The 24,639-nt window shown below is 35.8% G+C and carries 22 protein-coding genes and 3 tRNA genes; 5 read left to right on the top strand and 20 right to left on the bottom strand.

Annotated elements, in window-relative coordinates; translation table 11 throughout:
* Positions 1 to 194: 194 nt before the first annotated feature.
* From pcsB to yfmF, 10 genes are all read right to left on the bottom strand, one after another.
* Positions 195 to 1,373, bottom strand: coding sequence for a peptidoglycan hydrolase PcsB (pcsB, locus tag DSY56_RS10040; protein WP_112445445.1), 1,179 nt, complete (start codon positions 1,371 to 1,373; stop codon positions 195 to 197).
* A gap of 93 nt (positions 1,374 to 1,466) precedes the next feature.
* Entirely contained in the window at positions 1,467 to 1,961 is a 495-nt protein-coding gene (gene mreD / locus DSY56_RS10035) for a rod shape-determining protein MreD (protein WP_112445443.1), read from the bottom strand.
* A complete protein-coding gene (gene mreC, locus DSY56_RS10030; protein ID WP_112445441.1) occupies positions 1,961 to 2,779 on the bottom strand; it encodes a rod shape-determining protein MreC in 819 nt (272 codons plus the stop codon). Before mreC ends, mreD begins: the two co-directional genes overlap by 1 nt.
* Positions 2,780 to 2,838: 59 nt before the next feature.
* A complete protein-coding gene (locus tag DSY56_RS10025) occupies positions 2,839 to 3,633 on the bottom strand; it encodes an energy-coupling factor transporter transmembrane component T family protein (protein ID WP_112445439.1) in 795 nt (264 codons plus the stop codon).
* Complete coding sequence (locus tag DSY56_RS10020; RefSeq protein ID WP_023940630.1) at positions 3,626 to 4,465, bottom strand: energy-coupling factor transporter ATPase; 840 nt, start codon at positions 4,463 to 4,465, stop codon at positions 3,626 to 3,628. Before DSY56_RS10020 ends, DSY56_RS10025 begins: the two co-directional genes overlap by 8 nt.
* Positions 4,450 to 5,277, bottom strand: a complete 828-nt coding sequence (locus tag DSY56_RS10015; protein ID WP_112445437.1) for an energy-coupling factor ABC transporter ATP-binding protein — start codon at positions 5,275 to 5,277, stop codon at positions 4,450 to 4,452. The genes DSY56_RS10020 and DSY56_RS10015 overlap by 16 nt, the downstream gene beginning before the upstream one ends.
* Complete coding sequence (gene pgsA / locus DSY56_RS10010) at positions 5,274 to 5,819, bottom strand: CDP-diacylglycerol--glycerol-3-phosphate 3-phosphatidyltransferase (protein WP_050441171.1); 546 nt, start codon at positions 5,817 to 5,819, stop codon at positions 5,274 to 5,276. Before pgsA ends, DSY56_RS10015 begins: the two co-directional genes overlap by 4 nt.
* Before the next feature lie 10 nt (positions 5,820 to 5,829).
* Entirely contained in the window at positions 5,830 to 6,672 is an 843-nt protein-coding gene (gene rodZ / locus DSY56_RS10005) for a cytoskeleton protein RodZ (RefSeq protein ID WP_164226125.1), read from the bottom strand.
* Positions 6,673 to 6,713: 41 nt separating this feature from the next.
* Positions 6,714 to 7,997 (bottom strand): EF-P 5-aminopentanol modification-associated protein YfmH, encoded by a 1,284-nt coding sequence (gene yfmH, locus DSY56_RS10000; protein ID WP_112445433.1) that lies wholly within the window; start codon positions 7,995 to 7,997, stop codon positions 6,714 to 6,716.
* Positions 7,994 to 9,244 carry an EF-P 5-aminopentanol modification-associated protein YfmF gene (yfmF, locus tag DSY56_RS09995; protein ID WP_112445431.1) on the bottom strand — a complete coding sequence of 417 codons (1,251 nt, stop codon included), beginning with the start codon at positions 9,242 to 9,244 and terminating at the stop codon, positions 7,994 to 7,996. The genes yfmH and yfmF overlap by 4 nt, the downstream gene beginning before the upstream one ends.
* A 158-nt stretch (positions 9,245 to 9,402) precedes the next feature.
* Between yfmF and yaaA the strand changes: the two genes are divergently transcribed.
* Positions 9,403 to 9,771 carry a S4 domain-containing protein YaaA gene (yaaA, locus tag DSY56_RS09990; protein ID WP_061438545.1) on the top strand — a complete coding sequence of 123 codons (369 nt, stop codon included), beginning with the start codon at positions 9,403 to 9,405 and terminating at the stop codon, positions 9,769 to 9,771.
* Between the two features lie 2 nt (positions 9,772 to 9,773).
* Positions 9,774 to 10,865, top strand: a complete 1,092-nt coding sequence (gene recF, locus DSY56_RS09985; RefSeq protein ID WP_112445429.1) for a DNA replication/repair protein RecF — start codon at positions 9,774 to 9,776, stop codon at positions 10,863 to 10,865.
* A gap of 56 nt (positions 10,866 to 10,921) precedes the next feature.
* On the opposite strand, the gene guaB is transcribed toward recF, so the two are convergent.
* Both guaB and trpS read right to left on the bottom strand, forming a co-directional pair.
* Positions 10,922 to 12,400 carry an IMP dehydrogenase gene (gene guaB / locus DSY56_RS09980; RefSeq protein ID WP_000073402.1) on the bottom strand — a complete coding sequence of 493 codons (1,479 nt, stop codon included), beginning with the start codon at positions 12,398 to 12,400 and terminating at the stop codon, positions 10,922 to 10,924.
* Positions 12,401 to 12,551: 151 nt separating this feature from the next.
* Complete coding sequence (trpS, locus tag DSY56_RS09975) at positions 12,552 to 13,577, bottom strand: tryptophan--tRNA ligase (RefSeq protein WP_112445427.1); 1,026 nt, start codon at positions 13,575 to 13,577, stop codon at positions 12,552 to 12,554.
* A 205-nt stretch (positions 13,578 to 13,782) separates the two neighbouring features.
* Between trpS and DSY56_RS09970 the strand changes: the two genes are divergently transcribed.
* A complete protein-coding gene (locus tag DSY56_RS09970) occupies positions 13,783 to 15,405 on the top strand; it encodes an ATP-binding cassette domain-containing protein (protein ID WP_000958772.1) in 1,623 nt (540 codons plus the stop codon).
* A gap of 61 nt (positions 15,406 to 15,466) precedes the next feature.
* The gene (locus DSY56_RS09965; protein WP_112445425.1) at positions 15,467 to 18,010 is read left to right on the top strand and encodes a YfhO family protein; all 2,544 of its coding nucleotides are present in this window, start codon (positions 15,467 to 15,469) and stop codon (positions 18,008 to 18,010) included.
* A gap of 26 nt (positions 18,011 to 18,036) precedes the next feature.
* Here DSY56_RS09965 and DSY56_RS09960 read toward each other — a convergent pair whose 3' ends face one another.
* Positions 18,037 to 20,679 carry a YhgE/Pip family protein gene (locus tag DSY56_RS09960; protein WP_112445423.1) on the bottom strand — a complete coding sequence of 881 codons (2,643 nt, stop codon included), beginning with the start codon at positions 20,677 to 20,679 and terminating at the stop codon, positions 18,037 to 18,039.
* A 128-nt stretch (positions 20,680 to 20,807) separates the two neighbouring features.
* On the opposite strand from DSY56_RS09960, the gene DSY56_RS09955 reads away from it, so the two are divergent.
* Complete coding sequence (locus DSY56_RS09955; RefSeq protein WP_112445421.1) at positions 20,808 to 21,350, top strand: TetR/AcrR family transcriptional regulator; 543 nt, start codon at positions 20,808 to 20,810, stop codon at positions 21,348 to 21,350.
* A 40-nt stretch (positions 21,351 to 21,390) separates the two neighbouring features.
* On the opposite strand, the gene DSY56_RS09950 is transcribed toward DSY56_RS09955, so the two are convergent.
* The 7 genes from DSY56_RS09950 to rlmH form a co-directional block, all read right to left on the bottom strand.
* A tRNA-Asn gene (locus DSY56_RS09950) sits at positions 21,391 to 21,464 on the bottom strand.
* Between the two features lie 5 nt (positions 21,465 to 21,469).
* Positions 21,470 to 21,541, bottom strand: a tRNA-Glu gene (locus tag DSY56_RS09945).
* Between the two features lie 51 nt (positions 21,542 to 21,592).
* On the bottom strand, positions 21,593 to 22,345 hold the full coding sequence (gene comE, locus DSY56_RS09940) for a competence system response regulator transcription factor ComE (protein WP_000866064.1): 753 nt from the start codon (positions 22,343 to 22,345) through the stop codon (positions 21,593 to 21,595).
* Complete coding sequence (gene comD, locus DSY56_RS09935) at positions 22,342 to 23,667, bottom strand: competence system sensor histidine kinase ComD (RefSeq protein WP_112445419.1); 1,326 nt, start codon at positions 23,665 to 23,667, stop codon at positions 22,342 to 22,344. The genes comE and comD overlap by 4 nt, the downstream gene beginning before the upstream one ends.
* Before the next feature lie 20 nt (positions 23,668 to 23,687).
* On the bottom strand, positions 23,688 to 23,813 hold the full coding sequence (gene comC, locus DSY56_RS09930; protein WP_112445417.1) for a competence-stimulating peptide ComC: 126 nt from the start codon (positions 23,811 to 23,813) through the stop codon (positions 23,688 to 23,690).
* 165 nt (positions 23,814 to 23,978) lie between these two features.
* A tRNA-Arg gene (locus tag DSY56_RS09925) sits at positions 23,979 to 24,052 on the bottom strand.
* A gap of 43 nt (positions 24,053 to 24,095) precedes the next feature.
* Positions 24,096 to 24,575: a 23S rRNA (pseudouridine(1915)-N(3))-methyltransferase RlmH gene (rlmH, locus tag DSY56_RS09920; RefSeq protein ID WP_112445415.1), complete on the bottom strand. Its 480-nt coding sequence runs from the start codon at positions 24,573 to 24,575 to the stop codon at positions 24,096 to 24,098.
* Positions 24,576 to 24,639 lie beyond the last annotated feature (64 nt).

Raw genomic sequence — 24,639 nt, 5'->3', positions numbered from 1 at the left:
GGATTTCGGAACTTTGAAAACTTCAAAAAACGGATTTTTATCGCTCTGAATATCAAAAAAGAAAGGACGAAATTTGTCCTTTCTCGAGCTTAGCTTTTCTTCAACCCACTACAGTTGACAAAGAGCCATTTTTAATAGTTATTGTCTCTGGTAAAACCTAAAAAAGAGGGCTCTATTCGAGTCCCTCTCTCTAATTAGTCTGCATAAATATATGTCACAAAACCTTCAGAAGTCGTTGTTGGATTAAACCATCCACGGTGGTTTCCAAGTGTGCGATTACCTGCATAGTTTGATTCTGATACTTGGATACGTGTTGTTGATTCAACAGCTGTAACAACCGCTACGTGTCCATATCCACCATCGTTCCAACATGCAATTGCTCCAACTTGAGGTGTCGATCCTGTACGGAATCCTGCTGCAGCTGCACTTGTAGCCCACTGTGCTCCATTACCCCAGTAGTCTCCAGCCCAAGGTGCTAATGTTTTAACTCCCCATGTACATTCTCCAATTGGATAAGTTGAGGCATCCGTGTTATATGTTGGACGTACTTTAGCCTGAACAGGTGCTACTGCAGATTCAGATACTGCTTGTACCTGTGCTGTTAGGTTTGTATTCCCTGAAGCAAGTACTGATTGTTGTTGGCTAGCTTGTTTTTCTTTATAAGCTGCTTCTGCTGCCGCAGCTGCACGAGCCTCTGCCTCAGCTGCTGCTTTTTGTTCTAATAGACTTGCCTTTTCCCCTTCAGCTGTCGCTTTCTCAGCAGCAAGACTCAATTCAGCAGCTTTTAGTTCTGCCTGTTTCGTAGTCAATGCTTGAGCATCATCAGCTAATTTTTGTTGATTAGCAATTACAGTATTGATAGCATCATTATTTGCTACTTGTTTTTCAGAAATAGCTTTTTTATCTGCCTTTTGTTGTTCTAACATTTTGTTATTCGCAGATACGATTTCACTCATTGCAGCAACACGTGAAATAGCTTCTGTAATTGATTTTGAGTTTACGATTGTATTGATGTAGCTAGTTGCGGCTCCATTTGTTTGAGCACTACGAGCTTGTTTTTCCAAAGATTGGTTACGAGAAACAATGTTTTTAGAAAGTTCTGTAATCTCACCCTCGAGTTTCTTAGATTCTGCTTGTAATCTATCATTTTCAGATTGCAAGTTAGATTGCTCTGCTTGAATAGCAGATACTTGCTCCTGAATTTGATCAACTTGTTTTTGTGCTTCTTCTTGTTGTGCTGTTAAGTTACTAATTTTATTATCTTGAGCAGCAATTTTGTCATCAGTTGTTTCTGCATGGGCAGTCGTCAATACTGCTGCCTGGGAAACCATTACTGTACTTAATAAAAGCGAGGCTAAGATTTTTTTCTTCATGGTTAATAAATACTCCTTCTGTTTAAGACAATACTAGTATACCAAAAAAAACTCCAATAAATATTACGCCTTTGTTACATTTATATGTCGTTCTTATAGATAATATTTTTCAAAAATAAATTGAAAAACAGTAATCCATAAAAAATTTAAAATCATCGTCGGTACCAAACCATATACTATAAAAATCGACATGTTATCCACTGTCAGCCCTACCATAAAAGCCAAAAGATAACTACCCATTTCAAACAGGAAGGTCAGGACAATCATAGAGAGCATTCGTGTCCAACGATTCAACAAAATAACACTATTCAATTTATGAAGAAAGGCTCCCAATAAGATAAATAAGAGAGTTGCAATCCCTATTAGATGGAAAAAGTAAACATCGTAAACCAAGCCCACCATAAAACAATAGACTAGGTAGAGATACTCTGATACTTCTATCGTCTCAAATAAGAGAAATAGAAAAAGAAAATGACTAGCTAAATGTACATGGGGGAAAAATGAGCCCAGAAGCTGGCTAATATGGGCGTCAATTAGAACAAAGAAAGGGAGCAATAAAAACACTCCAACCCGCTTCAACTGTCTCATTATGAATTCCCCACTAATTCTATCACATCCACATTATGAGTATCTGCACTCAATTTAACAGTTACTTCTCGTGTCAAATAGTCTGTACTGTGCATTGTGGCAACCACTTCACCAACAGGAATATCCGCAACGTTAAAGTTTCCTAATCCACCCGTTGTCACCTTATCGCCTGCACTAATATCGCTATTGCTATTTAATTGGCTAATTTTAAGAACTTCATTTTCCTTGTCGTAGCCAACAATAATTCCATAAATTGTGGTAGTGCCGTGTTGAATTTTAACAGAAATCTTATCAGTATTTTCTGTGTTTGTCAGAAGGTTGACCATAGTAGAGTTGTCCTCCACTTTTGAAACACTCCCAATCAAGCCACCATTTGCAATAGCTAACATGTTCTCAGAAGCCCCTTTTGATCTACCTGCATCTAAGGTCAACTCCTGCTTCCAAGATACCGGAGAACGCATAATAACATCTGCTGCTAAAGTCTTTGTGGCTTGCAATTTAGACCTCATATCAAGCAATTGGCGCAATTGTTCATTTTCTGTCTTTAAACTTTCCGCCTCATTTGATTTAACTTCTAACTGGTAAATCTGTTTCTTCAAACTTTCATTTTCATTATATGTTCGTGTCAAATGAGCCAGATCTGATTTGACAGAATCAAACCACCGAAAAGGTTTTTGCACAACCCTATCAACCAATGAGATTCCATCTCCTAATTTTGTCACAATTGTACTTGAATAAGTCGTCGCTAAGAGAGCTGACACAAGCAGAACAGTGACAAAAACAATAATGACATATTTTGATTTTTTAAAACGGTTCATATCCCTACCTTTATATCAAGAACTGTTACAGTAACTTTTAATCAATTCTTTAAATGCTACTAAGATTTTAAGAAAAATAAGCAACAACCAAGTACGAGAATAACAAGAATGGTCAGCGTATCCTTTCGAGTCCATTTCAATTGTCGGTATTGACTTCTACCTTTTCCACCCTGATAACCACGCGCTTCCATGGCGATAGCCAAGGAATCTGCACGTTTTAAACTTGTCGCAAAAAGAGGAATCAAAATGGGAATCATCGCCTTTACTTTTTGAACGATGCTTCCTTCACCAAAATCCACTCCACGTGCTTTCTGCGCATTCATAATCCGCGTCGTATCATCCATCAATGTTGGAACAAAACGTAGACTCATGGACAGCATCAATCCAATTTCATGAACTGGAACTTTCACACGCTTTAAAGGCGCTAACAAAGCTTCGACAGCTGATGCCAAACTTAAGGGCATGGTTGTTAAGGTTAACAAAGTTGAAAAGAAAATAATCAATACAAAGCGACAAAAAATAATTCCAGCTTGTTGCAAAGCATAATCCGTGATTCTCACAAACGAAAACTCAAATAAAACATTCCCATTAGAAATGAAAAACAGTTGAAAAATAGTTGTGAAGGCAATCAAGAAAAACATAGACTTCAAGCCCTGAATAAAAAATGAAAGAGATACTCCTGACAAGGCAATAAATATCCCTGTCGCTATAAAAAGAATTAAATTTGTCATGGGATTATTAGCCCAAAAAACGATCAAAATTAGTAGCATCATAGCCAGCAATTTGCTACGTGGATCCAATCGGTGAACAATCGAATCCCCTGGGATATAACGCCCCAAAATCATACTATCCATTTAGCGACTCCTTGAACTCCTCTATCTTAATCGGTAATCGTTTAAATGACACACCTCTATCAGCCAATCGTTTACAAAAGGCCGTAATTTTAGGTACTCCCAACTGCACTTCTTCCATAAAGACAACATCTTGAAAGACATCACTTGGCTTACCACCCTTAACTAGACGTCCCTTTTCCATCACATAGACTTGATTCGCATATTCAGCAACATCATCCATCAAATGCGTTACCAAGACAATGGTCATCCCTGACTGGTGGAGTTTTTTGAACAAATTCATCAACTCTTTTCTACCCAGAGGATCCAGGCCTGCTGTGGGTTCATCTAAGACTAATACAGCTGGCTCCATGGCAAGTATGCCTGCAATGGCCACACGTCTCATTTGTCCCCCTGACAGCTCAAACGGGCTACGATTTAAAAGTGATTCATCAATTCCAACCAGAGCCAGTTTCTCACGCGCAATCTTCTCCGCATCTTCTTCAGAAACTCCAAAATTTTGCGGTCCAAAAGCAACGTCCTTCAAAACCGTTTCTTCAAAAATCTGATTTTCAGCAAACTGAAATACCAAGCCAACTTGTTTTCTAATTTGACGAATATCTTTATTTTTAGAAGTCGAGGTGATTAAGGTATCAAAAACCCTCACACTCCCTTGACTTGGCACCAATAAACCATTTAAGAGTTGTAAAATAGTTGATTTCCCGCTACCTGTATGTCCAATTAAGGCCGTATAAGAACCATCCTCAATCGTCAAAGAAACATCCGACAAAGCTGCTGAAGCTAAGGGAGTACCTTCTTGATATGTAAAACTCACATTTTCTAGAGCAATTCCCATAGCTTATCCTCTAGCTCACTTTCTGTCAAATAATTTTCAGGTAAATCATAGCCATTCTGGCTCAAAGAATGTTTTAATTGATTGGCAAAAGGATCGTCTAATCCAATTTGATCCAAATCATTTCGAGAGAAAAGATCTCTTGGACTATTAGTTGATTCAATTTCCCCTTTTTTCATGACCAACACACGATCACTCATGGCAACTTCTTCCAAATCATGTGTAATGGAAATGACCGTCATATCATAGTCTTTCCGAATTCCTTTTACTGTCTCAATCAGTTCTCTACGTCCCTCAGGATCCAACATACTTGTTGCTTCATCTAAGATTAAAATAGCTGGTCTTAGGGCTACAACACCTGCAATGGCCACACGTTGCTTTTGGCCACCTGATAGACGCGCCGGCTCTCTCTTTTTAAAGTCCAACATGCCAACCAAATCCAGAGCTTCCTCCACTCTCTTTTTCATTTCTTGACGAGAAAGGCCCTGATTTTCCAAACCAAAGGCAACATCATCTTCAACAGTCGCTCCAACAAATTGATTGTCTGGATTTTGAAAAACCATACCGATTTGACGACGTATTTTCCAAACATTTTCCTCAGTCAGCCGTTGGCCATCAATTACAATCTCTCCGGATTCTGCTTCCAGTAAGCCATCAATTAAGCGAACCGTCGTTGATTTACCACTACCATTATGCCCTACAATCGAAAGCCATTCTCCACGTTTCACGTGAAACGTAATATCTTTCACATCATAGTATTCCTGACTTTCCTTATAGCGAAAAGAAAGATTTTTTACATCAATTATTGATTTCATTTCGAACCAAATGTCCCTTTAAATACATAAGCACTACCCTTGAAATAATCATAGCCAGAGTAGATAGTGAAAAACAAGGCTACATAAAGTAGAACTTGACCAAGCAAAGTCCAATGTAATAGCAAGAAAATAATCGCAAACATCTGACTAAAAGTTTTAATTTTTCCAGGCATTGCCGCTGCTAAAACTGTTCCACCAGTTTCAACCAATAAAAGCCTTAAACCTGTCACAGCCAACTCACGACAGATAATTACTGCAACAATCCAAGCTGGAGCCATACCTAACTCAATCAGCATAATAAAAGCCGACATAACTAGTAACTTATCCGCCATAGGATCTGCAAATTTACCAAAATTACTGACCACATTCCATTTACGTGCTAAATATCCATCTAAATAGTCGGTAATACTGGCAACAGCAAAGATAATAGCTGCCACTATATGACTCTCTATCGAATTTCCTACTGTTAAAATAAAGATAAAAATAGGTATAAAGAGAATTCGACCTATTGTTAAGAGATTGGGAATTTGTTCTTTTTTCATTCGTTTTTCCTTAATTTTTAGTAAAGGTTACATTGATTTGTCCAGTCTGCGCTGTTAACTTCGATAAATCAACAGTCTGATTATCTACTGTCAAAGTAACACCTTTTACAACACCTAACGTAATGGTTACAGGACTTTTAGTTGCAACTGTTGCTTCTGCACTTTTATTATCCGGTGATAAGGTTACACCGCCCTCAAGTTCGCTTTCTGAAACACTGACCCAACTTGTAACATCTGAAACTGCCAATTGCAATTTAACTGTTTCCTTACTTGTCTTATAAGCGATTTCTACATGATTTCCTTCGCCTGATACACTTATCGCTGATTCTACACTAGAAGAATTGCTAGATGAACTACTACTTGAGGAGTGGGGAACAGAGCTAGTTGAACTTATTGAACTTGTTGATTGAACCACACTGTAATTAGAAAGAGAAGGCCCCTCTGGTTGAGTTTGAATATAGTTCCAAACATAATAGGTCACAAAAATTAAAATAGATAAGGCAAAAAGGATAAAATAAAATAAAGGTAAAAATGATGTTTTTTTCTTCTTTTTCTTACTTGAACGTCTACGACCTGTCAACTCGTCTTCATCAACATCTACTTCCTCATAAGTAATCATACTCCCAGAATCATAAGCATCCAAAACAATTTGGTCATCTAACTCAACAGCCCATGCATATTTTCTCAAGAAAGAACGCGTGTAAAAAGGACTTGGAAGTTGATCGAAATCGTCTGCTTCCATTGCTTCCAACATATCTAACTGGATTTCTGTTTTTTTCTGCAATTCATCTAAACTCAATCCCTGATTGATTCTAGCTAATCGTAAAACCTCTCCAATTGTTTTTTTTCTCATACTTGTCATCCCTTCTTTCTAGTGTCTATTATGATAGGTTACTACGATGGGAATATTGTAAAATCAACTATATCCCCTTCATCTATTAAATGATGTCCAGCATCAAGGACATCCTCTAAAGTAATTTCCTGTAAAATCTTCGGCAAATCAAAGATTGTCTCACCTTGTCCAAAAGTATCATATTGCGTCGCAATAAATTCAAGAGAGTTCATGCTACTGAAAAATTCTCCAAACATCTCTCTTTTGATAGTATCCAAATGATCCTCTGTAATATCTAAATCCTTTGTAAAATTACGAATGGCCTTCCTAAACTGATGAGATAAAGCAACTGGCTCTTTTGTATCCATTGTCAACATGACAAAATGAAAGCGACTTGTTACTTCAACTTCCAGAGATAAGGACGCATCAATTTTACCTGATTCATATAATTTTTGAAAACGATCAGAAGTCCAACCAAACATCATTGCAAACAATAATTTTAATAAAATATGATGTCGATAGCAATCGGCCTCAGCAACTTCTCGCTTACCTCTAATCCCAATCGCTAATTTAGGAGAAGACACTTCCATTCTCATACTGTCTGTTTGCTTTACATCTTGTAAAACAAACTTTTCTCTTGCTACTTCCTGAACATCTAAATCTTTACGTTCTTTTCTTTCAAAGTAGTCCTGTACTTGATCCACATCAAAATTACCAACTAAAAACAGAGACATGTTTACAGGTTTGTAAAATCTTGTAAAATTTTCTTGCAAATTAGTTAGATTGATTTGGAAAATGGACTCCTCACTACCAACTATATCAGTTGCTAAAGGTGTTCCTGGATACAAATTCGCTAAAGTTGAAAAGAATAAACACGAATCTGGATCATCTTGATACATTTCTCGTTCTTGCTGGATAATATCCTGCTCTCTCAGAATGGAGTCTTCAGTAAAGTGTGCTGATGTTACCAATTCATCAAGTAAGTCTAAATTTTCTAAAAAATGATCCGTTGCTGAAAAAAGATAACTTGTTTTTGTAAAGCTTGTAAAGGCATTACTATCTGCACCTAGACTCGTAAAAGCCGACATCAAGTCGCTAGAATCTTCTCTTTCAAATAATTTATGTTCAAGAAAATGAGCAATTCCTGCAGGATATTGTTTTACAGATCCGTCAACTCCTGTGACAAGCGCATCTGCTGAACCAAACTGAACAGTGACACTCCCGTAAACCTCTTTAAATTCCTTTTTAGGCAAAAGAGCAACTGTCAATCCGTTGGCCAAACGAGTCCGATAAACCATTTCTTTTACAGCTGGATAGTATTTTTCTTCAAAAATAACCTTTGTCATTCTATTCCTTCCATAAAGTAAATCGCCTGTAGTTTCACATTATTAGCTGCTCTACAAATATCATCTTTGGCAACTTGCTCGAGTTTTGCAATCCAACTTTTAAAGTCTGCCGAAAATTTTCCAAGTAAGGCATTTTGATAAGCACGTTCAATCAATGAAGATTGATTATCTTGAGAAAGTAACAAAGACCGACGAATCATTTCCTTGGTCTGCTCTAACTCAAGCTCTGTAAAATATCCTTTTTTTAAATCAATCAGTTGATTATTCATCATTTTACGAGCCTGGTTACGATTTTCTCGATTGATACCAGCATACATCCTCAAGAATCCACTAAACAAATCAAGCTGACTTGAAATAGTATAAGCCAATCCAGCATTTTCACGGACATTTGTAAATAGTTTAGAGTGAGCAAATCCACCAAGTAAACCATTCATTACAATCATGGGGAAATGTTGCTCATCACCATATTCAGCAGAGCAATGATATCCCAACTCTAAAATAGACTGTCCCACATTTTTCCTAACCATGCCTTCTTGCAAGATATTGGAATAAGGTTGGCAATATTGAATCTTCACATCCACTTCTCGACCTTTAAAGGCAAATGATTCTAATACATTTTGAATTTCAACCTCATTAAAATCACCTAGGAAAAAGAAATCGATTCGATCATTGGCCAAAAATTCTTGGAAACAAGAATAAGAACTTTGTGGAGTTTCAGCTAAAATACGATTTCGTAAATCACTATATTCCAATTGGAGACGTTCATCATGAAAAAATAATTTATCTAATTCTTTATGTGCGAAATAAAAAGAATCATCCATATCAGCTGCTAAACTTGCTAGCAATTGCTTTTTCTCAATTTCAAATAAGGCCGAATCAAACCCATTATCAACTACTACGGGTGAAAAAAGAGTTTCTTTTACAAGTTCCAAAACCTGAGAAGTTAGCATATTTTTCCTACTTAAAAACTCATCACGAACATAGGTAAATGTCAATTCTACAATGTGACTTTGCCCTCTTCTGAAACAATTGGTTGACATATCTGTACCGTATAGACTGGCTAAATGTCTTCTCAAATCTTGAGAAGTGGGGTACATCTGATTAGCAGTCTCTAGCATACTCGCACTCAACATGCGACCTGCAATCGTATCGAGGGATAATGGAGTGGTAAAACGCACGGCGATTTTGTTCGTTTTAAACTTTTTTGATTGGATAAAATGTGTTGAAATTCCATGCACTAACTCCATGATTTACCTCCTTATATACAGACTTCTATTATATCACGAAAACCTGAAATTTTCTTGTTCTCTGTAACACTTTTGAAATAAAAATCGCTTACATTTCTCCCTGTTTCTCTCACTATTTTTAGGAAAATATGGTATAATACCAAAGATTGAGGTGAATTATGGAATACAAATTATTTGAAGAATTTATTACTCTCCAAGCACTACTCAAAGAACTTGGAATTACACATAGCGGAGGAGCTATCAAATCCTTTCTCTCTGAACATTCTGTTTACTTTAATGGGGAATTAGAGAGTCGTCGCGGTAAAAAACTTCGTATTGGCGATAAAGTTGACATCCCTGACATGAATATTGACATCTTGTTGACACAACCTACTTCTGAAGAACTAGATGAATACCAAGCTGATAAAGTTGAAAAAGAACGAATCGCTAAACTTGTTAAGGAGATGAATAAAGGAGTAAAAAAAGACAACTCTAAACCTACTTCATCACCAAAAAGCAAACAAGCTCCGCGATTCCCTGGTAGATAATCATGTGGCTACAACACCTATCTCTCAAGACTTTTCGTAATTACAAAGAGACGAAAATAGACTTTAATCCTAAATTGAATGTCTTTTTGGGACGTAATGCACAAGGAAAAACAAATATGTTAGAGGCTATCTATTTTTTAGCCTTAACGCGTAGTCATCGAACTCGAACAGATAAAAATCTCATTCATTTTGATGAGGAACAACTTCATCTTTCAGGTCTTGTTCAGAAAAAAACGGGATCTATTCCCCTCGAAATCGAACTAACACAAAAAGGACGTGTGACAAAAGTTAATCATTTAAAACAGGCACGCCTTTCAGATTATGTAGGACACATGAATGTTGTCTTATTTGCTCCTGAAGATTTACAACTAATTAAAGGAGCACCTTCGGTTCGACGAAAATTCATTGATATGGAACTTGGACAAATCAAGCCAATCTATTTATCTGACTTAACCAATTATAACCACATCCTAAAGCAAAGAAACACTTACCTAAAATCAGCTCAAAAAATAGATGAAACCTTCCTTTCAGTCTTAGATGATCAGCTAGTTGATTATGGATGTCGTGTAATGAATCACCGCTTAGATTTCATAAAAAAACTAGAGCATTTTGGTTGTAAGAAACATTTTGAACTTTCTAATCAGATTGAAGAACTGTCAATATCCTATCAATCTTCTGTAAAGATAACTGACAAGGAAGACTTATCAGAATCTTTCAAAATTGCTTTAGAAAAAAGTAGGACCAGAGATTTATTTAAAAAGAATACTGGTGTTGGGCCTCATCGAGATGATATTTCTTTTTATATAAATGGGATGGATGCTAGTTTTGGAAGTCAAGGTCAACATCGTAGTCTCGTCCTCTCGATAAAATTAGCAGAAATCGAATTAATGGAAAACATTACTACAGAATCTCCAATATTACTGCTTGACGATGTTATGAGCGAACTTGACAATACTAGACAACTAAAATTATTAGAAACGATTTCTCATTCAATCCAAACCTTTATCACAACAACAAGCTTAGATCATCTTCAAAATCTGCCAGAAAATCTAAGTATCTTTACTATTCAGGATGGTAAAGTTAGTGTAAATTAAAATTGACAATATCGTAAAAGAACTCCTGTTTTCACGGGAGTTCTTTTCATTGTTTTTTACATAGAATAATTTGGTGCCTCATTAGTAATTTGCACATCATGAGGATGGCTTTCTTTCAAACCAGCACCAGACATTTCAATAAATTGAGCATTATCATGTAGTTCTTTAAGGTTAGCCGCACCACAGTAACCCATACCAGATCGGATACCGCCAATCATTTGGAAGACAATATCAGCTGCCGCTCCTTTATAAGCAACACGACCTTCAATTCCTTCTGGAACAAGTTTGTTTGCTTCATTAACAGAACCTTGGAAGTAACGATCGCTTGAGCCTTTTTTCATAGCAGCAATTGATCCCATACCACGATAAGTCTTGAACTTACGTCCTTGGAAGATTTCAGTTTCACCTGGAGCTTCATCAGTTCCAGCAAACATAGATCCAAGCATAACTGCATTTCCACCTGCAGCAAGGGCTTTTACAATATCTCCAGAATACTTGATTCCACCGTCAGCAATGATCGTTTTTCCATATTCACGCGCAACAGCTGCAGCATCGTAGATAGCTGTTACTTGCGGAACACCAACACCAGCAATCACACGAGTAGTACAGATAGAACCTGGTCCAATCCCAACCTTGACAACATCTACACCTGCTTCGTAAAGGGCACGTGCACCTTCAGCAGTTGCAATATTTCCAGCAATCAAAGTACGATCTGGGAAGTGAGCACGAATCTCAGCAATTTTACGCAAGACACCTGCAGAATGACCATGTGCAGTATCAATAACAATCGCATCCGCTCCTGCTTCAAAAAGAGCCTCTGCACGTTCAAATGTATCTGAAGTAACACCTACTGCACCTGCAACTAGTAGACGACCAAACTCATCTTTAGCAGCATTTGGAAACTCAATAACTTTTTCAATATCTTTGATAGTAATCAAACCAGAAAGACGACCTTCTTCATCTACCAACGGAAGCTTTTCAATACGGTGTTCTTGAAGAATGCTCTCAGCTATTGCAAGATCTGTACCCACAGGAGCAGTCACAAGATTTTCACTAGTCATATGGTTTGAAATTGGTTGGTTATAATCTGAAATAAAACGAAGATCTCGGTTTGTCAAAATACCAACCAATTTACGATTTTCAAGTGTTTCAACAACTGGAACACCACTGATGCGGTAACGACCCATAAGCTCATCTGCTTCAGCAATTGTATGTTCAGGCGTCAAGAAGAACGGATCAATAATAACTCCATTTTCAGAACGTTTTACCTTGCGAACCTCGTCTGCTTGTTGAGCAATTGACATGTTTTTATGGATAACTCCGAGACCGCCTGCACGAGCAATAGCAATGGCCATTTGACTCTCTGTAACTGTGTCCATGGCAGCGGTAATAATTGGGATATTTAAAGTCAGATTATCTGCCAATTTAGTTGTTAAATCTGCATCGTTAGGCAACACATGACTTTCAGCTGGAATAAGCAATACATCATCAAAGGTAAAACCTTTTTTCAAAAATTTAGTGTCCCAATTAGACATTCGAAGTTTCCTCTTTTCTTTCTTTTTGAGCTTGACTCTTTTTATATTGTATCTATCATACCATTCTATAAAAATTTGTCAAATGTTACAGGGGTAAATAAAAAACTATCTTTTCTTCGAGATAGAAATGATAGTTTCTTGTAAAATAAACTTAGTTAAAGTAATGAAGTCCCATTGCTCCTTTAACATCAGATAGGGTTTGACCCGCAACTTCACGCGCTCTTTCACTACCTTTTTGAAGCATATTATAAACTTCTCCCATATCCTTAGCAAATTCAATACGGCGATCACGAATAGGACCCAGTTCACGTTCTAATATTTCAAGTAGATAACGCTTGGTCTTCACATCACCAAGACCACCTCGTTGATAATGTTCTTTCATGTCAGCAATTTCTTGAGCATCTTCTGGACGACCAAAAACATCTAGATAATGGAAAACCATATTTCCTTCAATTTTACCTGGATCCTCAACGCGGATATGATCTGGATCTGTATACATACTCATCACTTTTTTACGCAAAGTATCCGCATCATCAGCTAAATAAATACCGTTATTGAGTGATTTAGACATTTTAGCATTTCCATCTAAACCAGGTAAACGCCCTGCTCTCTCATTTTCTGGATAAATACCTTCCGGTTCTACCAAGATATCACAGTTATATGCATTATTAAAAGAACGGACAATTTCACGAGTTTGCTCAATCATTGGTTTCTGATCTGTCCCAACAGGAACATAATTAGCCTTAAAAGCAGTGATGTCAGCTGCTTGAGCTATTGGATAGACCAAGAATCCTGTCGGAATGCTTTCTCCAAATCCTTTCTGAGCAATTTCTGTCTTAACAGTTGGATTACGCTCCAGACGTGCTAATGACACCAGATTCATATAATACATAGACAACTCAGCCAACTCTGGAATCTGGCTTTGAATAAAGATAGTTGATTTACTTGGATCCAATCCAACTGCAAGGTAATCCAAAGCCACATTTCCGATAGACTCTACAATTGTTTGAGGGTCTTTAGCATGATCTGTCAAGGCTTGTTGGTCAGCCAAGAACACAAACATATCATACTTATCCTCTTCCTGTAATAATACTCGATTTTTGAGACTTCCAACATAATGTCCAATATGCAATTTTCCTGTTGGACGGTCTCCTGTTAAAATAATGGGTTTAGTCATTTTGTTCTCCTTCGATATAGTCCCTTCAATTATAGCATTTTTTTAATGAAATAACCGCAATTTATCAAAATAAATCAACCTTACTATTCACGGATTTGTGTAAAGTATAATGTAAATATAATTTACACAAAATTGACAGATAAAAATTTGAATATTTCCGTATTTTCTAGTAGAATAAATATATTACACATATAGGAGAAAAACATTGCTTACAGTATCTGATGTTTCACTACGTTTTAGTGATCGCAAACTTTTTGATGATGTCAATATCAAATTTACAGAAGGAAATACTTATGGATTAATCGGTGCTAATGGTGCCGGAAAATCAACCTTTTTAAAAATTTTAGCTGGAGATATCGAACCTACTACTGGTCACATCTCTCTTGGTCCAGATGAACGTCTCTCTGTTCTCCGTCAAAATCACTTTGACTATGAAGATGAACGTGCCATTGATGTTGTTATCATGGGAAATGAAAAACTTTATAGCATCATGAAAGAGAAAGATGCAATCTACATGAAGGAAGATTTCTCAGACGAGGACGGGGTTCGTGCTGCCGAACTCGAAGGAGAGTTTGCCGAACTTGGAGGTTGGGAAGCAGAGAGTGAAGCCTCTCAACTCCTTCAAAACCTAAATATCCCAGAAGAATTACACTACCAAAACATGAGCGAATTAGCCAACGGTGAGAAAGTAAAGGTTCTCCTTGCCAAAGCACTTTTTGGTAAACCTGATGTTCTTCTTTTGGACGAGCCTACCAACGGTTTGGATATCCAATCGATTACTTGGTTAGAAGACTTCTTGATTGACTTTGATAACACAGTTATCGTAGTATCCCACGACCGTCACTTCTTAAACAAAGTATGTACTCACATGGCCGACCTTGACTTTGGAAAAATCAAACTCTATGTCGGAAACTACGACTTCTGGAAGGAGTCTTCTGAGCTCGCTGCTAAATTGCTAGCAGACCGTAATGCTAAAGCAGAAGAAAAAATTAAACAATTGCAAGAATTCGTAGCTCGTTTCTCTGCTAATGCTTCTAAATCAAGACAAGCAACATCACGTAAGAAAATGCTTGATAAGATTGAGCTAGAAGAGATTGTACCATCTAGTCGTAAATATCCATTTATCAACTTTAAAGCGGAACGTGAGATTGGTAATGATCTCTTGACAGTAGAAAATCTAACTGTAAAGATTGATGGTGAAACTATCTTGGATAATATTAGTTTCATCTTGCGTCCAGGTGATAAGACAGCGCTTATTGGACAAAATGACATCCAAACGACTGCATTAATTCGTGCAATCATGGGGGACATTGACTATGAAGGAACTGTCAAGTGGGGAGTTACCACTAGTCAATCTTATCTGCCAAAAGATAACTCAGCTGATTTTGCAGGAGGAGAGTCAATCCTTGACTGGTTGCGTCAATTCGCAAGTAAAGAAGAAGATGACAATACTTTCCTACGTGGCTTCCTCGGCCGTATGCTCTTCTCTGGAGATGAGGTTAACAAACCTGTAAATGTCTTGTCAGGGGGAGAAAAAGTTCGTGTCATGCTTTCAAAACTCATGCTCTTAAAATCAAATGTCCTTGTACTTGATGATCCAACCAATCACTTGGACTTGGAATCTATCTCAAGCTTGAATGATGGATTGAAAAACTTTAAAGAATCAATCATCTTTGCCAGCCATGACCACGAGTTTATTCAAACTCTAGCCAACCATATCATTGTCTTGTCTAAAAATGGCGTCATTGACCGTATCGATGAAACCTATGATGAATTCCTAGAAAATGCAGAAGTACAAGCAAAAGTTAAAGAACTTTGGAAAGACTAAATAAAACTTCAAAACTCAGTTGGGTTAACCAGCTGAGTTTTCTAACATTTTATGAGGTAACATGAAATTATTTTTTAAAACATATTGGACCTATTTTGTTTCTTTCATCATTCCCATAATCATTATGATAGGAGTATATCTATCTCAAGGTATCTACTGGAATAGCGATACATCTCCACTATTAGGAGATGGGTTTCATCAATACGTTATTTTTGATATATCTCTAAGAAATATCCTACACGGAAATGGTAGTTTGTTTTACACCTTTACAAGTGGCCTCGGATTAAATTTCTATGCCCTATCTAGTTATTACTTGGGTAGTTTCTTTTCACCACTAGTTTACTTTTTTGATCTAACAAATATGCCAGATGCTGTCTATCTGACAACTCTCTTAAAATTTGGATTGATTGGACTGTCAACTTACTTTAGTTTAAATAAATTATTTCAATCGATTCCTAATCCTTTAAAACTAGCTTTATCTACTTCCTATGCTCTGATGAGCTTTACCGTTAGTCAGTTAGAGATAAAAACCTGGTTAGATGTTTTTATCTTGATTCCTTTAATTATCACTGGTTTACATCTACTGATAACTGAAAAGAAATTCACATTATACTTTACAAGTCTGTCAATCTTATTTATCCAAAACTATTATTTTGGCTATATGACAGCATTATTTCTTATTTTCTGGTATCTCTGTCAAATTTCGTGGGATTTTAAGACTCGAAAATCATCGGTTCTTGATTTCATAGTTATCTCCTTTTTAGCTGGTATGGCTAGTTTGATTATGACTCTTCCCACTCTGTTTGATTTACAGACACATGGGGAAAAATTGACTGAAGTTACAAAGTTTCAAACTGAAAGTAGCTGGTATCTTGATCTCTTTGCTAAGCAATTCATCGGTTCCTTTGATACAACAAAGTATAGGGCTATTCCAATGATTTTTGTAGGACTACTTCCCTTTATTTTGACCATTTTATTTTTTACACTGAAATCTATTAAGTTTCACGTGAAACTTATCTATGCAATTTTCTTTGCATTTCTAATTGCCAGCTTTTATATAGAAGCTCTTGATTTATTTTGGCAAGGTATGCATACTCCAAATATGTTTTTACATCGCTATTCTTGGATTTTCTCTACCTTGTTAATTTACACAGCAGCGGAAGTCTTAAATCGTCTGAAAGAAATTAAAATCTGGAATTTTTTAGTTTCGCTTTTTCTTATAGTAACAGGATTTTTAGCTACCATCTATCTAAAATCACATTATTCTTTTTTAACAGATTTGAATATTCTACTGACTCTTGAATTTTTAGTTGTCTATTCTCTTTTACTCCTTGCAGTTATCAAAAAGTTTATCTCTGTAAATCTATTTGCCATTCTAATCTCTTTATTTATAATAGTTGAAATAAGTTTAAATGCTTCATCTCAAATGGACGGAATTGCTAAAGAATGGGGCTTTGCTTCTCGAAGTGCATATAATCGAGATATCCCAGCTATGGAATCTTTCTCAACATATATTGGAAATCAATTTACTCGTACTGAGAAACTAGAGACTCAGACAGGAAATGACAGTATGAAATTCAACTACAATGGAATCTCTCAATTTTCATCTGTTCGAAATCGTTCAGCAAGCTCTACTTTGGATAAACTTGGATTTAAATCCTCTGGGACTAATCTCAATCTCCGTTATGCCAATAATAGTATTTTGGCTGATAGTTTATTTGGAATCCAGTATAATATCTCAGAAAACCCTATTGATAAGTATGGTTTCCAAGATGTATATCAAAAAGATAATCTTACCCTATATGAAAATCAATTCTCTCTTCCAATTGCATTTGCTAGTCAATCTGTTTACAATGATGTCAAGTTCACTGAACACACTCTAGATAATCAGGCCTCGTTTTTAAATCAACTTGCTAACGTCGATTTTGATTATTTTTCTCCAATTCCTTATGACAAAACAGAAAATACTAATGATTTGATTAGTGTTACAAGTTCTTCAAATGAGGATGCAGCAATCCAGTATCAAATTGAGGTTCCCGAAAACAGTCAAGTTTATCTTTCTTTCACAAACCTTCACTTTTCTAATGACAAACAAAAAAAGGTTGACATTCTTGTAAATGGAGAAAAGAAAACTTTTACAACTGATAATGTCTTCTCCTTCTTTAATCTAGGCTATACAAAAGATACAAAAACTTTTAATATTCATGTTAGTTTCCCTGGAAATTCACAAGTATCATTTGAATCTCCTACCTTCTACCGTTTAGATACCCAAACTTTAACTGAGGCAATTCAAAAAATTAAAGAACAACCTGTCACAGTATCAACTTCTAAAAACAATGTTTTTGCTACATATGATGTCCAACAAGATACATCTATTTTTTTCACTATTCCTTATGACAAAGGTTGGTCTGCCTACCAAGATGATAAGAAAATAGAAATGAAACAAGCTCAAACTGGCTTTATGAAAGTTGACGTTCCTAAGGGAAAAGGAACTATTACACTTTCCTTTATTCCCAATGGTTTTATTACTGGAGCAATCTGTTCCTTTACTTCTCTTTTACTATTTGGAATCTATAATCACAAACGAAAATCATCTAAGACATAAAAAAATCGACCAGTTGGTCGATTTTTTTAATCTTCTTCCATTTTCTTAGGTTGATAGGCTAGCATACCTAAACAAATAAATAGTACTAATATAACGGCAAGGAAAATAACTTGATGATGAATATTTCCTGTCATAGAGATTGTTTGTCGTAATCCCGAAACTGAATAACTCATTGGTAACCAGGGATTAATAGCTCTAAAGAAATCATTTGTCAAGGCAAGTGGATAAGTACCTGCACTTGATGCTAACTGTAATAAAAGCAAGATAAGAGAAAAGAAAGCTCCTATACGACTATTCCATGTTGTTAAAGCGGTCACCATGGACATGAATACTAAACTTGTTAGGATAATGAGAATAAATGTTCTCATCTCATGATTTGCAGTTAAACCAATAAGATGAACTCCTCCATATACCAAAATTCCTGCTAAAACAGCTATAATACCATTTATTTCTGCTCGAGATTTCAACCAAGCCCAACGGCTCTCTGGATGACGTCCTGAAGGCAACTTCGCAAAGATCATATTCGTTGATATTGCTGCAACAAAGAGAGCAACTGATATCATATAAGGAGCCATTGCAATTCCATTTACAGGAACTTGGTCATTGTCAGTTTTGGATAGACTGAGAGGATTTGACAAAATCTCTGCATTTTTAGATTCTGTTGATGCTGACTTGAGTTGATCACTAGCATTACCTAATCCTTGTCCCAAAGAAGCAACTCCTATCTGTAAACCTTCCAATCCAGAAGTTAACTTTGTTCCACCTTCTGCTAGTTTCCCAGCTCCATCTGCCAATTTATTAGCTCCACTTTCTAATTGAGAAGCACCTGAAAGTAACTGACTGGATTTGTCAACTAGTTGGCTAGAGCCTGACTGCAATTTATCAACTCCTGCTATCAATTCTTGACTCTTTTGATTCAATTGGTTAGAGCCAGTTGATAATTTTTCAATCCCAGACACTAATTCTGGAGTTTTTTCAACTAATTGACCAACTCCTGCTGTCAAGTTAGAAGATTTTTGTGTCAAGGTATTTGAGCCTGAAACTAGTTGATCCAAACTACCTGTCAAGGTGGAATTTTTTTCACTTAGTTGACTTGCGCCTTGAGAAATTTTATCAACACCTGCAGTATATGCATTTACACCTGTTGCAATCGACTGACTGACAGGAACTAATTTACTCGTCACTACTCCTTGTATTTCTGTTAATCCACTTGACAATCCTGTCAAAGAAGTAAAAGCAAGCGGTAATACTTGATTAGCTTGATTTTTTAAAATCGAAAGATTAGAAGATTGATTTTGTAAGTTTTCTAAACTTCCCTGTAAACCTTGTACTAAAGCTACAATTGACTGAGCCGATTGAATACTATCAGTCGAATTTTGAGATACAGAAGCACTTATTTCAGCTTGTTGCTCACTTGTCAATGATTGATAAGCTGCTGTCGATTGAATATTGGCTAATGTAGTTGCTTTTTCAGACTGAGCACTTACTAACATTTGATTAGAAAGAGATGCTATACTTGATAAAACAGAATCTAATTGTTTTGTATCTTCAACATCAATATTTTGAATAACTTGATTTAACTGATTCAAACCAGAAGATAATTGAACAATTTGATCTTTTTGCTCAGACGAAGCATCTAACTTGCTAGAAAGTTGTTGAATCCCTTCATTTAATTGCTCCACACCCATTCGAAGTGTAGCTGATTGATTAGATAACTGATTCGCACCTGTTGCAAGATTTCCCACTCCATTTGTATAGGCACTAACACCAGATGAGAATTGATTCAGACCAACATTGAGTTTAGAAACACCGCCAGTATAGGACTCTACACCAGTATATAGTTGATTGATTCCTCCTACCAATTCAGGACTTTTAGAAGATAATTGACCTAATCCACTATCTAATTGACTCACTGCACCAGTATATGTAACTAAACCACTATTAAAATTCCCTAAGCCAAGATGAAGTTGTTCGACACCAGAAACATAAGAGGATAATCCTCTAGTAAACTGCTCCGTTCCATTTGAAAATCTTAAACTTGAAGCTGCTAAAGAGTGTAGGTTAGTAGTTAATGTTTGACTTCCTGCCACTAACTGATTCGCCCCATCAGTTAATTTTTCACTACCAGAAGCTGCTTGACTCATTCCATCCTTTAAATCAACCATTTTGTTAAATAAAGCCTTAGTATAGGTCTCGGTTACATTGGTAGAAACATTCTGCTTTAATTGTGTCATCGCAGAATCGCTCATCTTGCTGGCAATAAAACTATGACCACTTGAAGTCTGATAATCGATTTGCATTTGCTCTGGATGATCCGTTAAAATAGAAGCTGCTTTTTCAGATAAATCACTTGGTAAAGTCACTACCATATAGTAATCGCCATCTTCCAATCCCTTCTTTCCTTCCTCTTCATCTACAAAATGAAAATCCAAGGTTTTATTTTCTTTTAAATTGGACACCATGTCTTTTCCTATTGCCATAGTATTACCATTATAGGAAGCCTCTTTATCATTATTGACAACTGCCACAGGTAAGTCAGACAATTGACCATATGGATCCCACATTGATGACAAAAATATGATATTGTACAGAGCTGGAATAAGAGAAATCCCTATCATGACAATAATAAAGGTTGGTTTTTTAAAAATTGCTTTCCATTCTTTAAACATAGATTCTCCTTTTTTAAACATATTGTCTAAAATTTTGATATAATAGATTATACATTAAAAAATCTAAATTACAAGATAAAAAATCCATTTTTTAGACAGATAGTCTAATTTGTTTACAAGGAGGAACTATGCAAGAAAGTAACAAACGCTTAAAAACAAAGCGAACTATTGAAAATGCTATGGTACAATTACTGATGGAACAGCCATTTGATCAAATTTCTACTGTCAAGCTAGCAGAAAAAGCCGGAATTAGTCGTTCCAGCTTCTATACTCACTATAAGGATAAGTATGATATGATCGAGCACTATCAAAGCAAACTATTCCATACATTTGAATATATTTTTCAAAAACATACTCATCACAAAAGAGAAGCTATTTTAGAAGTATTTGAATATCTGGAGTCAGAACCACTTCTGGCTGCCCTTCTTTCTGAAAATGGGACTAAAGAAATCCAAAATTTCTTACGAAATAAACTTCATATCATGCTCAGTACAGATTTACAAAAGCGATTTATTCAACTAAATCTAAACACCACTGAATTAGAATATAGTAGCATCTATCTAACTCATGCACTTTTTGGTGTCTGTCAAACTTGGATTGCACATGGAAAAAAAGAAAGTCCTCAAGAAATAACAGATTTCCTTATGAAGATGCTTGGTGATACAAATTGATACAAAAAGAGGAACACAGTTGTGTTCCTTTTTATCTATACTCCGCCAGTAGGACTCGAACCTACGACATCATGATTAACAGTCATGCGCTACTACCAACTGAGCTATGGCGGATAAAATAGTCCGTACGGGATTCGAACCCGTGTTACCGCCGTGAAAAGGCGGTGTCTTAACCCCTTGACCAACGGACCTTCTATCTGTAGCAGATATAACCATTATATCAATTTCTTACTAATTGTCAATCACTTTTTAGATTTTTTCTCTAAAATATCTTTTAATTTTCTAATTTTTAATCTTGAAATAGGACAACGATGATCTTCATAGAAAACAATTTCTAGGTTTTTTCGATCAATCTCTCTAATATTGCCTATATTTACCAAAAATGACTTATGAGGAGAATAAAATCGCTGAGTATGTTTGTCCTTTTCCTGAATATCTGTCATGGTACCGTAAAACTCTTTGGCAAAATTCTTACCAATAATACGTAATTTATGAGAGACTCCTGTCGTTTCAATATACAAAATATCATGGTAAGGGATTTTTAAATCATTTCCCTTGTAATTGTAGTCAAAATAATCCACCACATCTTCATTTTCAAGTAACATACTCTTCGTGTAAAAGATATTTTGCTCAATTCTCTTCTTAAACATCTCATCGTTGATATCCTTATCAACAAAATCTAGGGCTGATACCTGGTATTTATAGGTTAGAGTCGCAAACTCTGATCGACTGGTGATAAAGACGATAATAGCGTAAGGATTGTAATGACGAATGAGCTGAGCCACTTCAAATCCCTTTTTCTCAATTCCATGAATATCAATATCTAGGAAATAAAGCTGATTTACTTCATCGTTTTCAATGTATTCTTCAAATTCACGGACTTTTCCTGTTGTCTTGTATGATATTGGAATATTCGATTCTTTCGAAATTTCATCCAATATTCTCTCTAGTCTCACTTGATGTTCAATAACATCTTCTAAAATTAAAACTTTCATTCAAATTCCCTCTTAAATCTAATAATTTGTCTAAATGTACTGCCTTCCATCTCTGTTTCTAAAATAATATTGTTGTACTTATCTAGTAGTTCTTTCACATTATTTAATCCTACCCCGCGATTTCTTCCCTTAGTGGAGAATCCTAAAGCAAATAGATCTCCTGAAGGAGTCATCGTCATTTTACATGAATTCTGAATCACAATAACTGTTTCAGTTTCCATCTTAATAATTGCTACTTCCATCTGCTTTTTATAGCTATCAGCCGATCCTTCGACAGCATTGTTCAATAAAACGCTCATGATACGAACCAAATCCAATAGTTCAATTGGGAGCTTGGTAATCGTATCTTTTACTTCCAGTGTAAACTCTACACCATTATTTCGAGCATAGACAATAGACTGAGCAACCAAACTTCGTAAAGCTGAATCTTCTATGTTGTTCAAATCAAAGTAAGTGTACTTATCTGAACGCAATTTATGATTTGCTTTGACCAAAACTTCATTGTAAACTCTGTCAATTTCCTGTAAATCACCACTGTCAATTGCCATCTGCATACTGACAAGCATTCCAGCATAGTCATGTCGAAAACCACGGATTTCATTATACAGTCCGACAATTTCATCTGTATAATTCTGTAAATGTTTCTGTTCAAATTTCTTCTGCTTCAAAGCAATCTCTTTTTCCATTTGTTCTTTATGCGAATTCATTGCAAAGAAGGTCAAAAGGAGAGAAATAAAGACAATAGATGACAAGATACTTCCAAAACTATTCAAATGTTTAATCGTACTTACTATATCTGAAACGAAAGATAAAAGATGTAACAATAGTAAAGCAAAAAATACTTTTTTCAAGAAAGGATAAAGGTAGTCCTTGTCAAAATAGGTTAGTTCTAAGTGGAAATAATGAATGATTTTTAATATAACAACATAAGTCAACACCGTTACAACGAAAAAGAATGGGAAATGATATTGTGAAACAAAATTGTCTCCTGTTATAGAGGAGAAAGTTACGGACAGAAAGTTATGAGTGCTCTCATATAAAAGAGATAGTAGTAAACTTAGGAATAGTCCTCTATCCCTCTCATACTGTTTCATCCATCGAAAATAGGAATATAAGCCCAAAGGAAATAAAAATCTTTCAATCCCTATTTTATCTAAATATGGAAGATAAAAGGAAAGTTCAAGTACTGCTTCTACTAGTAATGTATAGATACCAAAAACATATAGTTCTTTTCTATTTATTTGACCTTTACAAATTAAACGGTAACTGTGACTAATAATTAAAAAATGAACAATAACTGTCCCAAATCCAAGTAAATCCATTACTCTTTCTCCTTATTTTATTACTTTTTTCGTAGGAAAAGAAAATCAAGGATGATTCTTGAAACCCTACTTTCCCCACCTCGAATCTCCTGCAAGTCTTTTTCCTTCAAGGCTACAAACTGTTCCAATTTAACTGTGTTTTTCATAATAAAATCTCCTAAAATGTTTTTTTCTTGTAAGCTAACTTACAAAAACCATTATACAAAATGGAATTTCATTTTAGATAAAATTCTCTCAACTGTCTTTTTTTTCTCCCCAAGTGTACTTTTTTAAGAAAAAAGCCGGGAAAATTCCCAGCTTTGCTACTATATTGATCCCAGCAGGATTCGAACCTGCGACCGTTCGCTTAGAAGGCGAATGCTCTATCCAGCTGAGCTATGAGACCTAACACAATTATTCTACCAAAAATTCAATTAAAAGTCAATTCTCTATTTATGATAGGGTGATCCCTGCTGAATCGTAAAAGCGCGATAGATTTGTTCAACAAGAACTAGTCTCATTAACTGATGGGGCAAGGTTAAACGGCCAAAGCTGACAGAAAGATTGGCTCTCTTTTTTACAGCTGATGATAATCCTAAACTCCCTCCAATGATAAAGGTAAGAGTAGAAAATCCTTTTATAGAAGCTTCTTCTAAATTCTTACTAAATTCTTCCGAGGAGAAAGTTTTCCCTTCAATGGCTAACACAATAACAAAATCACGGTCACCAACTTTTGATAAAATTCTCTGACCTTCTATTTCTAAAATCTTTTGATTTTCTGATTCACTGGCCCTATCTGGTGTTTTTTCATCTGCTAACTCAATCATTTCAAGTTTAGCAAATCGAGAAATTCGTTTTGAATACTCTGCAATACCATCTTTTAAATACTTTTCTTTCAGTTTCCCAACTGTTACAACTTTAATTTTCATGACTCTATTCTAACATATTCTCTATTTTTTCACATCTTATTCACAAAATAAAAAATAGATTTCA

It is taken from the genome of Streptococcus sp. 596553, from assembly GCF_900411395.1.
Taxonomy (GTDB): Bacteria; Bacillota; Bacilli; order Lactobacillales; family Streptococcaceae; genus Streptococcus; species Streptococcus mitis_BA.
This window is presented reverse-complemented; position numbering and strand designations above follow the sequence as displayed.